Source organism: Seonamhaeicola sp. ABD4_340 (genome assembly GCF_056312135.1).
In genome coordinates, this window is the sequence record NZ_CM149981.1 from 131,302 (window position 1) to 147,786 (window position 16,485).

General features: G+C 34.1%; 13 protein-coding genes and 5 tRNA genes. 2 read left to right on the forward strand and 16 right to left on the reverse strand.

Annotated features, from left to right (window positions below):
* Positions 1-171 precede the first annotated feature (171 nt).
* Together ACYX4H_RS00580 and ACYX4H_RS00585 are read left to right on the forward strand one after the other, a co-directional pair.
* A complete protein-coding gene (locus tag ACYX4H_RS00580; protein WP_475295247.1) occupies positions 172-1,761 on the forward strand; it encodes a peptide chain release factor 3 in 1,590 nt (529 codons plus the stop codon).
* Between the two features lie 57 nt (positions 1,762-1,818).
* Complete coding sequence (locus ACYX4H_RS00585; RefSeq protein ID WP_476237305.1) at positions 1,819-2,052, forward strand: (4Fe-4S)-binding protein; 234 nt, start codon at positions 1,819-1,821, stop codon at positions 2,050-2,052.
* 219 nt (positions 2,053-2,271) lie between these two features.
* Here the strand turns inward: ACYX4H_RS00585 and ACYX4H_RS00590 are convergent, their stop codons facing one another.
* From ACYX4H_RS00590 to hpf, 16 genes are all read right to left on the reverse strand, one after another.
* Positions 2,272-2,589 carry a DUF3467 domain-containing protein gene (locus tag ACYX4H_RS00590; RefSeq protein ID WP_475295249.1) on the reverse strand — a complete coding sequence of 106 codons (318 nt, stop codon included), beginning with the start codon at positions 2,587-2,589 and terminating at the stop codon, positions 2,272-2,274.
* A gap of 228 nt (positions 2,590-2,817) precedes the next feature.
* The gene (rpoC, locus tag ACYX4H_RS00595) at positions 2,818-7,119 is read right to left on the reverse strand and encodes a DNA-directed RNA polymerase subunit beta' (protein ID WP_475295250.1); all 4,302 of its coding nucleotides are present in this window, start codon (positions 7,117-7,119) and stop codon (positions 2,818-2,820) included.
* 75 nt (positions 7,120-7,194) lie between these two features.
* Positions 7,195-11,007 (reverse strand): DNA-directed RNA polymerase subunit beta, encoded by a 3,813-nt coding sequence (gene rpoB / locus ACYX4H_RS00600; RefSeq protein ID WP_476238677.1) that lies wholly within the window; start codon positions 11,005-11,007, stop codon positions 7,195-7,197.
* Between the two features lie 125 nt (positions 11,008-11,132).
* Positions 11,133-11,513 carry a 50S ribosomal protein L7/L12 gene (gene rplL, locus ACYX4H_RS00605; protein WP_148540181.1) on the reverse strand — a complete coding sequence of 127 codons (381 nt, stop codon included), beginning with the start codon at positions 11,511-11,513 and terminating at the stop codon, positions 11,133-11,135.
* A gap of 63 nt (positions 11,514-11,576) precedes the next feature.
* Positions 11,577-12,098 carry a 50S ribosomal protein L10 gene (gene rplJ / locus ACYX4H_RS00610; protein ID WP_475295252.1) on the reverse strand — a complete coding sequence of 174 codons (522 nt, stop codon included), beginning with the start codon at positions 12,096-12,098 and terminating at the stop codon, positions 11,577-11,579.
* A 23-nt stretch (positions 12,099-12,121) separates the two neighbouring features.
* Positions 12,122-12,811, reverse strand: coding sequence for a 50S ribosomal protein L1 (rplA, locus tag ACYX4H_RS00615; RefSeq protein ID WP_475295253.1), 690 nt, complete (start codon positions 12,809-12,811; stop codon positions 12,122-12,124).
* An 18-nt stretch (positions 12,812-12,829) separates the two neighbouring features.
* On the reverse strand, positions 12,830-13,267 hold the full coding sequence (rplK, locus tag ACYX4H_RS00620) for a 50S ribosomal protein L11 (RefSeq protein ID WP_147136403.1): 438 nt from the start codon (positions 13,265-13,267) through the stop codon (positions 12,830-12,832).
* Positions 13,268-13,343: 76 nt separating this feature from the next.
* Positions 13,344-13,898: a transcription termination/antitermination protein NusG gene (nusG, locus tag ACYX4H_RS00625; RefSeq protein WP_475295254.1), complete on the reverse strand. Its 555-nt coding sequence runs from the start codon at positions 13,896-13,898 to the stop codon at positions 13,344-13,346.
* Positions 13,899-13,915: 17 nt separating this feature from the next.
* Entirely contained in the window at positions 13,916-14,110 is a 195-nt protein-coding gene (gene secE / locus ACYX4H_RS00630; RefSeq protein ID WP_475295255.1) for a preprotein translocase subunit SecE, read from the reverse strand.
* A gap of 15 nt (positions 14,111-14,125) precedes the next feature.
* Positions 14,126-14,198: transfer RNA gene (locus tag ACYX4H_RS00635), tRNA-Trp, on the reverse strand.
* A 57-nt stretch (positions 14,199-14,255) separates the two neighbouring features.
* Positions 14,256-15,443: an elongation factor Tu gene (gene tuf, locus ACYX4H_RS00640; protein ID WP_475295256.1), complete on the reverse strand. Its 1,188-nt coding sequence runs from the start codon at positions 15,441-15,443 to the stop codon at positions 14,256-14,258.
* 66 nt (positions 15,444-15,509) lie between these two features.
* Positions 15,510-15,581 (reverse strand) — tRNA-Thr (locus ACYX4H_RS00645).
* 66 nt (positions 15,582-15,647) lie between these two features.
* Positions 15,648-15,720: transfer RNA gene (locus ACYX4H_RS00650), tRNA-Gly, on the reverse strand.
* Between the two features lie 145 nt (positions 15,721-15,865).
* Positions 15,866-15,948, reverse strand: a tRNA-Tyr gene (locus tag ACYX4H_RS00655).
* A 37-nt stretch (positions 15,949-15,985) separates the two neighbouring features.
* Positions 15,986-16,059, reverse strand: a tRNA-Thr gene (locus ACYX4H_RS00660).
* A gap of 114 nt (positions 16,060-16,173) precedes the next feature.
* Complete coding sequence (gene hpf, locus ACYX4H_RS00665) at positions 16,174-16,476, reverse strand: ribosome hibernation-promoting factor, HPF/YfiA family (protein WP_475295257.1); 303 nt, start codon at positions 16,474-16,476, stop codon at positions 16,174-16,176.
* Positions 16,477-16,485 lie beyond the last annotated feature (9 nt).

Consider the following 16,485-nt stretch of genomic DNA (forward strand, 5'->3'; position numbering starts at 1 on the left):
TAAATAAATGTGAAGACAAGCACTAAAGGAACATTATGCTTAGATGAGCAGCACTTATGTGTAGACGAATGGAAAACCAGTAAATCCTACATTTTAACAAAAAGTATTTATATTATTTTAAGGTAGCAAGTATGCTACTTATTTATATTTTTGCATACTTTAAGATAGAACATGGAATTTTTAAAAGAAATAAACCGCAGGCGAACATTTGGCATCATATCGCACCCCGATGCTGGTAAAACTACTTTAACAGAAAAACTGTTACTTTTTGGTGGCGCCATACAAGAAGCTGGTGCTGTAAAAAGTAATAAAATAAAAAAAGGAGCCACCAGTGACTTTATGGAAATTGAGCGCCAGCGTGGTATTTCGGTAGCCACATCGGTTTTAGCTTTTGAGTATAATAACATAAAAATTAATATTTTAGATACGCCTGGGCATAAAGATTTTGCCGAAGACACCTTTAGAACTTTAACGGCTGTAGATAGTGTTATCGTAGTTATTGATGTTGCAAAAGGTGTAGAGGAACAAACTGAAAAATTAGTTGAAGTTTGTAGAATGCGCAACATACCCATGATTGTTTTTATTAATAAACTAGATAGAGAAGGTAAAGATGCCTTTGATTTGCTTGATGAAGTAGAACAAAAACTAGGTTTAAAAGTAACACCGCTTAGTTTCCCAATTGGTATGGGTTATGAGTTTAAAGGTATATATAATATTTGGGAAAAAAACATTAACCTTTTTAGTGGTGATAGCCGCAAAAATATTGAAGAAACCATTAAAATATCAGATTTAGAATCTGCCGAATTAGACGAATTGGTTGGTGAAAAAGCTGCAAATACTTTAAGAGAAGAGTTAGAATTAGTTCAAGGTATTTATCCTGATTTTGATAAAGAAGCTTATAAAAAAGGTGAGCTTCAACCTGTATTTTTTGGTTCGGCATTAAATAACTTTGGTGTTAGAGAACTTCTTGATTGTTTTGTAAACATTGCGCCTACACCCAGAGCAAAACAAAGTGATACGCGCTTGGTAAAACCTGATGAAAAAAACTTTACAGGTTTTGTTTTTAAAATTCATGCCAACATGGATCCTAATCATAGAAACAGGTTAGCCTTCGTAAAAATTGTTTCTGGAGAATTTAAACGTAACACCCCTTATTTACATGTTAGAAATAATAAAAAAGTAAAATTTTCTAGTCCTAACGCCTTTTTTGCTGAAAAGAAAGAAATTGTAGATATATCATACCCTGGAGATATTGTTGGTTTACAAGATACAGGAAGCTTTAAAATAGGTGATACACTAACAGAAGGCGAAATTTTAAATTATAAAGGTATTCCTAGTTTTTCACCAGAACATTTTAGATATATAAATAACGCCGACCCTTTGAAATCTAAACAACTTTTTAAAGGCATTGACCAATTAATGGATGAAGGTGTAGCCCAATTATTTACACTAGAATTAAACGGAAGAAAAGTTATTGGAACCGTTGGTGCGCTTCAATATGAAGTTATTCAATATAGATTAGAGCATGAATACGGCGCTAAATGTACCTATGAAAACTTAAATGTTGCTAAAGCATGTTGGGTTGAACCCGAAGATGAAAAAAATGCCGAATTTAAAGAGTTTAAGCAAGTTAAGCAGCGTTTTTTAGCTAAAGACAAACAAGGGCAACTTGTGTTTTTAGCCGATTCTCAATTTTCATTACAAATGACACAACAAAAATACCCAAGTATAAAATTTCATTTTACTTCGGAGTTTGATTAAAACAAGAAACTATCGCATTTAAAAATTTTATAAATAATTACCCTAAAAAATCTACTAATGGAAGTAAATGCTAAAAAATTTAGTAATAAAGATATTACGGTTACTTATAACCCACAAAAGTGCATTCTATCTGGCATTTGTGCTAAAGAACTTTCAGAAGTTTTTAGCGACTCTATAATACCTTGGATTAATTTAGATAATACCGAAAACTCAAAAATTATAGCACAAATTAAACGCTGCCCATCTGGAGCCCTACAATATTTTAAAAAAAAGGAAGAAGCATTGGTTTAATATTAAAAATGCCCTTTATAAATATTTATAAAGGGCATTTTTTTGATAAAACACCAAAAAATTATTTTAAACACTTTTAAGAGTTAAATAAAAATCAAACAATGATTTGTATACTGAATGATTTAAAGTGAATTAAAACGCTTTTAAATAACCTATTCTGTATAAATTATATATATAAATAAATTAATATTCATAATATTAATTTATAGTTTTTATTTTTTAAGCTTCACCTGTAGGGCCAAAATTTAGCGGTATTGGTGGTTGTTCATAATCTTTAATTTCACCATGCGCATTTTCAAATCTGTTTACATTATCAGCCAACGCGTTAAGCAAGCGTTTAGCGTGTTGTGGTGTTAATATAATTCTAGATTTTACTTTATTTTTAGGTACACCAGGCATTATGTTTACAAAGTCTACCACAAATTCAGATACGGAATGGTTTATAATTGCCAAGTTAGAATACGTGCCTTCTGCAACTTTTTCATCTAACTCTATGTTTAATTGCCCTTGCTTAGGCTTGTTATTATCGTCTGCCATAGAAATTTTTATTTTTTAATTTCCACAAAAGTAGAAATATTATTAATAACTCAATTGTTTTACTTATACTTACAAGCTTAAAACCCTTGTATGAAATGCGTAATAAAAAAGCCTTCAAGTATTTTAATACATGAAGGCTTTTTGTTTTTATATTCCCGCCTTACTCATCGATACTTACCTTCATAATAAGGTATTCTTGAATCTTAGATTTCGCGAGGATAACAAATATTAGTTGTAGTTCAACTCTTGTTTTACTTGCATCATTTCATCAAATTCTTCTTTTGACCCCACAATAATGTTAGAGTAGCTTCTCATACCTGTACCTGCTGGTATTCTATGACCAACAATTACATTTTCTTTTAAGCCTTCTAACGTATCAACTTTACCAGCTACAGCTGCTTCGTTAAGTACTTTTGTAGTTTCCTGGAATGAAGCCGCAGAAATGAATGATTTAGTTTGAAGCGAAGCTCTTGTAATACCTTGTAGTATTGGCGTAGCTGTTGCAGGTTGCACATCTCTTGCTACTACAAGTTGTTTGTCTTCTCTTCTTAAAATTGAATTTTCATCTCTTAATTGACGTGGTGATACTATTTGACCTGCTTTAAGGTTTGTAGAATCACCTGCATCTTCAACAACTTTCATTCCGAAGATATCATCGTTTTCTTTAATGAAATCTGCTTTATGAACTAATTGATCTTCTAAGAAAATGGTATCACCAGAATCTATAATTCTAACTTTACGCATCATCTGTCTTACAACAACCTCAAAGTGTTTATCATTAATTTTCACACCCTGTAAACGGTATACTTCTTGTACTTCGTTTACTAAATATTGTTGTACTGCTGAAGGACCTTTAATATTTAAAATATCATTAGGCGTTATAGAACCATCAGATAATGGCATACCTGCTTTTACATAATCATTTTCTTGAACAAGAATTTGATTAGATAGTTTCACCAAGTATTTCTTAACATCACCTGTTTTAGATTCTACAATAATTTCACGGTTACCACGCTTAATTTTACCAAATGATACAACACCATCAATTTCACTTACTACTGCTGGGTTTGATGGGTTACGAGCTTCAAATAACTCGGTAACACGTGGTAAACCACCCGTAATATCACCTGCTTTAGCAGATTTACGAGGTATTTTAACCAACACCTTACCTACATTAATTTTCTCACCATCATCAATCATTAAGTGTGCACCAACTGGTAGGTTGTATGAACGGATTGTTTCACCATTACCATCTTCAATATGAATAGTTGGTATAAGCTTTTTATTTCTAGATTCTGAAATTACTTTTTCTTGGAAACCAGTTTGCTCATCAATTTCAACTTGGTATGTAATACCTTGTTCAATATTTTCATATTTAATTTTACCAGCAAACTCTGAGATGATTACACCGTTGTATGGATCCCAAGAACAAACAACATCTCCTTTACTTAATTTTTGTCCGTTTTTAATCATTAAATGCGAACCGTAAGGGATATTGTTAGTACTTAAAGTAATACCTGTTTTCTCGTCAATTAACTTAATTTCTGATGTTCTTGAAATAACAATATCAACTTCGTTACCATCGTTATCTGATCCTTTAACCGTTTTTAAGTCTTCAATTTCAGCAACACCATCAAATTTAACGGCTAATTTATTTTCTTCAGAAATGTTACCAGCAATACCACCTACGTGGAATGTACGTAATGTTAACTGCGTACCAGGTTCTCCAATTGATTGTGCTGCAACAACACCAACAGCTTCACCACGTTGTACCATTTTACCTGTTGCTAAGTTACGGCCGTAACATTTAGCACAGATACCTTGTAATGCCTCACAAGATAATGGCGAACGTACTTCAACACTTTCTATTGGCGTATCTCCAATAGCTTTTGCTATTTTGTCATCAATTAAATCACCCGCTTTAACTAGTAATTCATCTGTTAATGGGTTATGTACATCGTTTAATGAAACACGTCCAACAATTCTATCTTCAAGTGTTTCAACAATTTCATCATTTTTCTTTAATGGTTCAACTTCAACACCTCTTAAAGTACCACAATCTTCAGTGTTAATAATAACATCTTGTGATACGTCAACTAAACGACGTGTTAAGTAACCTGCATCGGCTGTTTTTAATGCCGTATCTGCAAGACCTTTACGAGCACCGTGTGTTGAGATAAAGTATTCTAAAATTGAAAGACCTTCTTTAAAGTTAGAAAGAATTGGGTTTTCAATAATTTCACCACCACCTGCGTTAGATTTTTTAGGCTTAGCCATTAATCCACGCATACCGGTTAACTGACGAATTTGTTCTTTAGAACCACGCGCACCAGAATCAAGCATCATAAACACCGAGTTGAAACCTTGCTGATCTTCACGAATACGTTTCATAGAAAGCTCGGTTAATTCAGCGTTGGTAGATGTCCAAATATCAATAACCTGGTTATAACGTTCGTTGTTGGTAATAAGTCCCATGTTATAGTTACCCATAATACCATCAACTAAACCATTGGCTTTATCTATCATTGTTTGTTTTTCAGCAGGAATAATAATATCTCCTAAACTGAATGATAAACCACCTTTAAATGCGAAGTTGAAACCTAGAGTTCTAATAGAATCAAGGAAATCTGCCGTTTCAGGTACCGATGTAACTTTAAGAATATTACCAATAATATCTCTTAATGATTTTTTAGTAAGTACCTGATTGATGTAACCTGCTGCTTGTGGTACGTGCTGATTGAATAATACACGCCCAACTGTAGTAGCAAGAACCATAGGTGCTAACTTACCATCTTCATTAATATCAATAACTCTTACCTTAATACCAGCATTTAAGTCTACACGCTTTTCGTTAAAAGCAATTTCTACTTCCTCTGGCGAATAGAATGTTAAACCTTCACCTTTAATAGGCACTTCAGGTGTAGATTTACGCTCTTTGGTCATGTAATAAAGACCAAGAACCATATCTTGAGATGGTACTGTTACTGGCGAACCATTGGCTGGGTTTAAGATGTTATGTGATGCCAACATTAATAATTGACACTCTAAAATGGCTTCTGGCCCTAATGGTAAGTGAACCGCCATTTGGTCACCATCAAAATCGGCATTAAATGCCGTACACACTAATGGGTGTAATTGAATTGCTTTACCCTCAATTAATTTAGGTTGAAAAGCTTGAATACCTAAACGGTGTAATGTAGGAGCACGGTTTAGTAATACTGGATGCCCTTTTAGAACATTTTCCAAGATATCCCAAACTACTGGCTCTCTTTTATCTATAATTTTCTTTGCAGATTTTACAGTTTTTACAATACCTCTTTCAATTAATTTTCTAATTACAAAAGGTTTGTAAAGTTCTGCTGCCATATTCTTTGGCAATCCGCACTCAAATAATTTTAATTCTGGACCTACAACAATTACAGAACGTGCTGAATAATCTACACGTTTACCAAGTAAGTTTTGACGGAAACGCCCTTGCTTACCTTTTAAACTATCTGATAATGATTTTAACGGACGGTTAGAATCTGTTTTTACTGCCGAAGATTTACGCGTGTTATCAAATAAAGAATCTACAGATTCTTGTAACATACGTTTTTCATTACGTAAAATTACCTCTGGTGCTTTTATTTCAACTAACCTTTTTAAACGGTTGTTACGTATAATTACACGACGGTATAAATCATTTAAATCTGAAGTAGCAAAACGGCCACCATCTAATGGTACTAACGGACGTAATTCTGGTGGAATTACTGGTACAACCTTCATAATCATCCATTCTGGACGGTTTTCACGGTTATTGTTAGATTCACGTAATGCTTCAACTACTTGTAAACGTTTTAATGCTTCAGTTTTACGTTGTTTAGATGTTTCTGTATTTGCTTTATGACGTAATTCGTATGATAACGTTTCTAAATCAATTCTGGCTAAAAGTTCAATTAAACATTCGGCCCCCATTTTTGCAATAAACTTTTCTGGGTCTGAATCATCTAAATATTGATTTTCTTGTGGAAGCGATTCTAGAATATTTAAGTATTCTTCTTCTGTTAAGAAATCCATTTTTTGTAATGGTTCACCTTCTTCATTTTTAGCATTACCTGGCTGAATTACTACATAGCGTTCGTAGTAAATAATCATATCTAATTTCTTAGACGGCAACCCTAATAAGTAACCAATTTTGTTTGGTAAAGAACGGAAATACCAAATGTGTGCAACAGGCACAACTAAATTTATGTGACCAACTCTGTCTCTACGAACTTTCTTTTCAGTAACTTCAACACCACAACGATCACAAACTATACCTTTATATCTAATACGCTTATACTTACCACAAGCACATTCATAATCTTTTACAGGACCAAAAATGCGCTCACAAAATAAACCATCGCGTTCTGGTTTATGTGTACGGTAATTAATAGTTTCTGGCTTTAAAACTTCACCTCTAGATTCTGCTAAAATAGATTCTGGAGAAGCTAAACCAATTGAGATTTTATTAAATCTCTTAACTGTATTTTTATCTTGTTTTCTTGCCATGTTTTTTTAAGTCTTCAGTATCCAGTTTTCAGTACGCAGTGTTTACGGCATACTGAAAACTGTGAACTATTAATTTTACTCTTCTAATCTAATGTCTAATCCTAAACCTTTTAATTCATGCATTAATACATTGAATGATTCTGGTAAGCCAGGATCTGGCATTGGTTCACCTTTAACAATACTTTCGTATGTTTTAGCTCTACCAATAACATCATCAGATTTTACAGTTAATATTTCGCGTAAAGTACTTGATGCACCGTATGCTTCAAGTGCCCAAACTTCCATCTCACCAAAACGCTGACCACCAAATTGTGCTTTACCACCAAGTGGTTGTTGCGTAATTAATGAGTAAGGCCCTATAGAACGTGCGTGCATTTTATCATCTACCATGTGGCCTAATTTAAGCATGTAAATTACCCCTACAGTAGCTGGCTGATCAAAACGTTCACCTGTTCCTCCATCATATAAATAGGTATGACCGAAACGTGGAATTCCTGCTTCGTCAGTCAATTCATTAATTTGATCTAATGATGCGCCATCAAAAATTGGTGTTGCAAATTTGCGTTCTAATTTTTGACCAGCCCAACCTAAAACGGTTTCATAAATTTGACCAATATTCATACGCGATGGTACACCTAATGGGTTTAATACAATATCAACTGGTGTTCCATCTTCTAAGAATGGCATATCTTCTTGACGAACAATACGTGCTACAATACCTTTATTACCGTGACGTCCTGCCATTTTATCACCCACTTTAAGTTTACGTTTTTTAGCTATGTAAACTTTAGCAAGTTTAATAATACCTGCTGGTAATTCATCACCAACAGAAATGGTAAACTTCTCACGGCGTAAAGCACCTTGTAAGTCGTTTTCTTTAATTTTATAATTGTGAATTAAATCTGCTACTAACTGGTTAGTGTGGTCATCTGTAGTCCATTTACCAGATACTAAGTGTGCATAATCATCAACAGCATTTAACATTTTTAATGTGAACTTTTTACCTTTTGGTAATACTTCTTCACCTAAATCATTATAAATACCTTGAGCTGTTTTACCATTTACAATAGCAAATAGTTTATCAACTAATACATCTTTTAATTCATCAAATTTTCTATCGTATTGTGCTTCTAAAGCTAAGATATCATCTTTATCTTGGGCACGTTTACGTTTATCTTTAACGGCTCTTGCAAATAATTTTTTATCAATTACCACACCGTTTAATGATGGTGATGCTTTTAATGATGCATCTTTTACATCACCAGCTTTATCACCAAAAATAGCACGTAATAATTTTTCTTCTGGAGTAGGATCAGATTCTCCTTTTGGTGTAATTTTTCCAATTAAAATATCACCTGGTTTTACCTCTGCACCTACACGAATCATTCCGTTTTCATCAAGATCTTTAGTTGCTTCTTCAGATACGTTAGGAATGTCATTAGTTAACTCTTCGTTACCTAATTTTGTATCTCTAACTTCTAATGAATACTCATCAATATGAATAGATGTGAAGATATCTTCACGAACAACTTTTTCAGAAATTACAATAGCATCCTCAAAGTTATAACCTTTCCAAGGCATGAAGGCTACTTTCATGTTTCTACCTAAAGCTAATTCACCTTGTTGGGTTGCATAACCTTCACATAACACTTGCCCTTTAGTTACTTTATCTCCTTTAACCACAATTGGTTTAAGGTTAATAGATGTACCTTGGTTGGTTTTTCTAAACTTAATTAATGGATATGTTTTAACATCAGAATCAAAGCTTACTTTAGCTTCATCTTCTGTTCTATCATATCTAATTTTTATTTCGTTTGCATCAACATATAAAACTTCACCAGTTCCTTCGGCATTAATTAATACCCTAGAATCTTTAGCTACTTGACGTTCTAAACCAGTTCCTACAATTGGAGAATCTACTCTTAATAAAGGTACTGCTTGACGCATCATGTTTGACCCCATTAATGCACGGTTTGCATCATCATGCTCTAGGAATGGGATTAACGATGCTGAAATTGACGAAATTTGGTTTGGTGCAACATCAGTGTAATGTAAATCAGATGGATCAATTACAGGGAAATCGCCTTCCATTCTAGCAATTACCTTATCGTGCAATATTTTACCATCGTCATCTACATTTACAGTAGCTTGTGCAATTAACTTCTCTTCTTCTTCTTCAGCACTTAAATATGTTGGTACATTTTTAATATCTACAACACCTTCTTCAACTTTTCTGTAAGGTGTTTCAATGAAGCCCATTGAGTTAACTTTAGCATATACAGAAAGTGACGAGATAAGACCAATGTTTGGTCCCTCTGGTGTTTCAATAGGACAAAGTCTTCCGTAGTGTGTATAATGAACGTCACGAACCTCAAAACCTGCTCTTTCACGAGAAAGACCACCAGGACCTAAAGCTGATAAACGACGTTTGTGAGTGATCTCAGCTAATGGATTTGTTTGATCCATAAATTGAGATAACTGGTTAGTACCAAAGAATGAATTAATTACAGACGATAATGTCTTTGCGTTAATTAAATCTATTGGTGTAAATACTTCGTTATCACGAACATTCATACGCTCACGAATGGTACGTGCCATACGTGCTAAACCAACACCAAATTGTTGAGATAATTGCTCACCAACTGTACGTACACGACGGTTAGATAAGTGATCAATATCATCAATCTCTGCTTTAGAGTTAATCAGCTCAATTAAATATTTTATAATAGTTATGATATCTTCTTTGGTAAGCACTTGCTTGTCCATACCGATATCTAACTGTAATTTTTTATTCATTCTATAACGACCAACTTCTCCTAAAGAGTAACGTTGATCTGAAAAGAATAACTTGTCAATTATACCACGAGCAGTTTCCTCATCTGGCGGTTCTGCATTACGTAATTGACGGTAAATATGTTCAACAGCTTCTTTTTCAGAGTTTGTTGGATCTTTTTGAAGCGTGTTATGAATGATGGCATAATCACCTTGTTCAGAACTTTCTTTGTGTAAAAGAATAGTTTTAACATCGGCTTCAATAATTTCTTCAATATTATCTTTATCTAAAATAGTATCACGATCAAGCACAATTTCGTTACGCTCAATTGACACTACTTCACCAGTATCTTCATCAACAAAATCTTCGTGCCATGTGTTAAGTACACGTGCCGCAAGTTTTCTACCTAAATACTTTTTTAATCCCGTTTTTGATACTTTTACTTCTTCAGCTAAATCAAAAATTTCTAAAATATCTTTATCGCGCTCAAAACCGATAGCACGGAAAAGCGTTGTAACAGGTAATTTTTTCTTTCTGTCAATGTAAGCATACATTACTTGGTTGATGTCTGTAGCAAACTCAATCCAAGAACCTTTGAAAGGAATTACCCTTGCTGAATATAATTTTGTTCCGTTAGCATGGAATGATTGTCCGAAAAACACACCTGGAGATCTGTGTAACTGAGACACAACAACACGTTCTGCACCGTTGATAACAAATGTACCACTAGGTGTCATGTAAGGAATAGTACCTAAATACACATCTTGAACAATGGTTTCAAAATCTTCATGTTCAGGGTCTGTACAATATAACTTTAACCTTGCTTTTAAAGGAACACTGTATGTTAGTCCTCTTTCAATACACTCATCAATAGCATACCTTGGTGGATCTATAAAGTAATCTAAAAATTCTAAAACAAATTGGTTTCTGGAATCTGTGATTGGAAAATTTTCCATGAAGGTGTTATAAAGGCCTTCATCACCGCGTTCTTCAGACTTTGTTTCTAATTGGAAAAAATCCTGGAAGGATTTGATTTGAATATCCAAGAAATCTGGATATTCTGTTCTATTTACAATAGACGAGAAATTTAATCTTTCAGCTTGTGTTGACAACATCAATGAACGGAATTTTGATTAAAAAAAAATTATAAAAACGTATATACTTTTATATACGCAAAATGGTTTAGGTCTTTGAGAGGCACTCTCAAGACCTAAACCTTTGTTCTGTTTGGTTGTTAAGCTTACTTAAGCTCAACCTCAGCTCCAGCCTCTTCTAAAGAAGATTTTAAGCCTTCAGCTTCATCTTTAGATACACCTTCTTTAATTGCGCTTGGTGCATCATCAACTAATCCTTTAGCTTCTTTTAAGCCTAAACCAGTTAATTCTTTAACTAATTTTACAACTGCTAATTTAGAACCACCAGCTGCTTTAAGGATTACGTCAAATTCAGTTTTTTCTTCAGCAGCTTCACCACCACCAGCAGCACCTCCACCAGCGGCAACAGCTACAGCTGCAGCAGCAGGCTCAATACCGTACTCATCTTTTAATATAGTAGCTAACTCATTAACTTCTTTTACTGTTAAGTTAACTAATTGTTCTGCGAAATCTTTTAAATCTGCCATTTTTCTATCGTTTTAATAATTTTTTAATTTAATATAATTGTAATAAGTGCGTACTGCTTTGAACTATCCTTCTTTTTCAGATAGTGTTTTAATAATACCAGCAAGTTTTCCACCACTTGATTGAAGTGCTGAAACAACGTTTTTAGCAGGTGATTGTAATAATGTAACAATTTCACCAATAAGTTCTTCTCTAGACTTAATATCTACTAATGCGTCTAACTGATTATCGCCAATGTAAATAGCTTCCTCAATAAAAGCACCTTTTAATAAAGGTTTTTCAGATTTTTTACGGAAGGTTTTAATTAACTTTGCTGGTGCATTACCTGTTTCAGAATACATCACAGATGTATTTCCTTTTAAAACAGTAGGAAGGTCTCCAAAATCTTTATCTGAAGCTTCCATTGCTTTTTCAAGTAATGTATTTTTTACTACAGCCATTTTTACGTTTGCTTTAAATGCAGCACGACGTAAATCTGAGGTTGTTCCTGCGTTTAGGCCACTAATATCAGTTAAATAGATATTTGTGTTATTAGCTAATTCACCAGTTAACTCCTCAATTACTTGTGATTTTTCTTCTCTTGTCATAATAAAAGTTTTAACGAGTTTTATTAACCAATTTTAGGATCAACAGCAACACTAGGACTCATTGTTGAAGACATAAAAATGCTTTTTACGTAAGTTCCTTTTGCAGCAGTTGGCTTAAGTTTCATTAATGTTTGTAATAATTCATTTGCATTACCTGCAATTTTATCAGCGCTAAATGATGCTTTACCAATAGCAGCGTGTACAATACCAGTTTTATCAACTTTAAAGTCAATTTTACCAGCTTTTACTTCTGTAACTGCTTTAGCAACATCCATAGTTACTGTTCCTGTTTTTGGGTTTGGCATTAAACCACGAGGACCTAACACACGTCCTAATGGACCTAATTTACCCATAACACTTGGCATAGTGATAATTACATCTACATCAGTCCAGCCACCTTTAATTTTATCAAGGTATTCATCTAAACCAACATAATCTGCACCAGCTTCTTTAGCTTCTGCTTCTTTATCTGGAGTAACTAATGCCAATACTTTCATATCTTTACCAGTACCGTGAGGTAATGAAACCACACCACGTACCATTTGATTTGCTTTTCTAGGATCTACACCTAAACGAACAGCAATATCAACTGATGCGTCAAACTTAGTATTGGTAATTTCTTTTATTAATGCTGAAGCTTCATCTACTGAATAAAGTCTTCCTTTTTCAATTTTCGCTACAGCTTCTTTTTGTTTTTTTGTTAATCTTGCCATTTTTTAATGTTTTAAAGATTAATTAGGGAATTGCCCTGTTACAGTTATTCCCATAGATCTTGCTGTACCAGCAACCATTTTCATAGCAGATTCAATTGTAAATGCATTTAAATCTTGCATTTTATCTTCTGCAATGGTTTTAATTTGATCCCAAGAAACTTTCGCTACTTTTTTTCTGTTTGGTTCACCAGAACCCTTTTTCACCTTGGCCGCTTCTAATAATTGTACTGCAGCTGGAGGGGTTTTAATAACAAAATCAAAAGATTTGTCTTTATAAACCGATATAACAACTGGTAATACTTTACCAGCTTTATCTTGGGTTCTAGCATTAAACTGCTTACAGAACTCCATGATGTTAACACCAGCAGCACCTAGAGCGGGTCCAACCGGTGGCGAAGGATTCGCTGCACCTCCCCTTACTTGTAGCTTAACTACTTTACTTAACTCTTTTGCCATTTTTAATAATTTATTTTGATACTAAATCTTAAATGTTGGAAGCTAAAGATTGTGTATCTATTTAGTGTAACAATTATTATACTTTTTCAACCTGCATATAACTTAACTCTAATGGTGTTTTTCTTCCAAATATTTTAACCATTACTTCAAGTTTACGCTTTTCTTCATTAATTTTTTCAATGGTACCATCAAATCCATTAAATGGACCATCAATAACTTTAACGGTTTCACCTTTTGTGTAAGGTATAGCCACGTTTGTTGTTTCTTCAACAGATAACTCATCGACCTTACCTAACATTCTGTTTACTTCAGATTGCCTTAAAGGCACAGGATCACCACCTTTAGTTTCACCTAAAAAACCTATTACGTTAGTAACAGATCTAATAATATGAGGAACCTCTCCTGATAAATTGGCTTGTATCATTATATAACCAGGAAAATAAACTTTTTCTTTGCTTATTTTTTTTCCGTTACGTATCTGAATAACCTTTTCTGTAGGCACCAATACTTGGTCAACATAATCTTGCATTCCTAATCGAGCAATTTCATTCTCAATATAGGTTTTGATTTTGTTTTCTTGACCACTTACAGCCCTAACTACATACCATTTTTTTTCACTTACTTCAGACATACTCACCTTACATTTAACTAGTTTATCAAATCAAAATAAGCCGAAATAACCTTACTAAAAACTGTATCTACTCCCCATATAGCTAATGAAAAGATTATAGAAAAAACAGCTACTAGAACTGTTAAGTTTTGAGCTTCTGCCCAAGTAGGCCAACTTACGTTAGTTTTAAGTTCGTTAAATGATTCTTTTATATAATTTACAAATCCTGCCATTTATATACTTATTTGCACGGGTTGCGAGACTCGAACTCACGACACCTGGTTTTGGAGACCAGTGCTCTACCAACTGAGCTAAACCCGTAAATATAAATCAAGATATTCCAAACAGGAATATCTTGATTTATTATATTTAACTGTATTAGTCTAAAATTTCTGTTACCTGACCAGCACCTACAGTTCTACCTCCTTCACGGATTGCGAAACGTAAACCTACGTTCATTGCAATTGGTTGAATTAATTCAACAGTAATAGTTAAGTTATCTCCAGGCATTACCATCTCAACACCATCTGGCAAAGAAATATTACCAGTTACGTCAGTTGTACGTACGTAGAACTGTGGACGGTAGTTATTATGGAATGGCGTGTGACGACCACCCTCTTCTTTTTTAAGGATATAAACCTCAGCCTTAAACTTAGAATGTGGAGTTACAGATCCTGGTTTAGTTATAACCATACCTCTTGAGATTTGAGTTTTCTCAATACCTCTTAATAAGATACCGGCGTTATCACCAGCTTCACCTCTATCTAATATTTGACGGAACATTTCAATACCTGTAATAGTAGAAGTTAATTTCTCAGCACCCATACCAATAATCTCTACAGGATCACCAGTTTGAGCAATACCAGTTTCTATTCTACCAGTAGCAACAGTACCACGACCTGTAATAGAGAATACATCTTCAATTGGCATTAAGAAAGGCTTATCCATATCACGAACAGGCTCTTCAATCCACTCATCACAAGCTTCCATTAATTCTAATACTGTATCTACCCATTTTTGCTCACCGTTAAGTGCACCTAAAGCAGAACCAGAAACTACAGGACCATTATCTCCGTCATATTCATAGAAAGATAATAAATCTCTAACTTCCATATCAACAAGCTCTAAAAGCTCTTCATCATCAACCATATCAACTTTGTTTAAGAAAACAACGATACGAGGAATACCTACTTGACGACCTAATAAGATGTGCTCGCGAGTTTGTGGCATTGGACCATCTGTTGCAGCAACAACTAATATAGCACCATCCATTTGAGCAGCACCAGTTACCATGTTCTTTACATAATCGGCGTGACCTGGACAGTCAACGTGTGCGTAGTGACGCTTTGCTGTTTGATACTCTACGTGCGAAGTATTAATAGTAATACCTCTTTCTTTTTCTTCAGGAGCATTATCAATCTGATCGAATGATCTTGCTTCAGAGAAACCTGCATCAGCTAATACTTTAGTAATAGCAGCTGTTAAAGTTGTTTTACCGTGATCTACGTGTCCAATAGTACCTATATTTAAATGTGGTTTTGAACGATCAAAAGTTCCTTTTGCCATGTTAAAATAATTTAATCTTAGTTATATAATAATATTAGTGTATCCTAATTAATTTTTCTTTTTTTGAGCCAATGACGGGATTTGAACCCGTGACCTCTTCCTTACCAAGGAAACGCTCTACCCCTGAGCTACACCGGCCTTTCATTTACGAATACCGATTTTTATTTTACGACTTTGTAATTTTCGTAATTCGTAACTTTTTTGAGCGGGAGACCGGGTTCGAACCGGCGACATTCAGCTTGGAAGGCTGACGCTCTACCAACTGAGCTACTCCCGCATTTTGCAAGCTTTAAAACTTGCTTAGTTTTATTAAGGATTCGCTCACTTTGTTCGCGCATCCTGTTCGGGTAACCCCGACATAAAATTTTATTAAAAAGTCTTACAAAAGCGAGCTTCTGACGACTTCTGAATAAAATTTCAAGTGGGAAGAGCAGGATTCGAACCTGCGAAGGTAAAAACCAACAGATTTACAGTCTGTCCTCGTTGGCCGCTTGAGTATCTTCCCAATTTTCCAATATTTTAAAGAACTTATTTTCTTTTTGAGCCGATAGAGGGACTCGAACCCACGACCTGCTGATTACAAATCAGCTGCTCTAGCCAGCTGAGCTATATCGGCGTTTTTTATACATTTTTTCGCATAAAAAAAGTCCGCTATTTCTAACGGACTGCAAATGTATTGATTTATTTCTTTATTCAAAACATTTTTTGAAAAATTTTACTTAATTATTTGTTATGAATATGCTCTTAATTTTTCTTTTCGTTTTTTTAATTGTCTTTCTAAGGATGATGCTGCCATATCTGCACCTTCTTCAAATGATTTACATTGCTTTTTTACAACGAAACTATCTCCTGGTACGCTTACTCTTGCTTCAAATACTTTGTTGACTTTGTCATTGGTATTTTCTAATTTTAAATAGACATCAGATTTAATGACTTTGTCATAAAACAAATCTAATTTATCCATTCTTTTTTGAATGAAGTCTATTAATTTTTTGTCTGCATTGAAGTTAACAGATTGTGTGTTTACTTTCATACTCTTTAT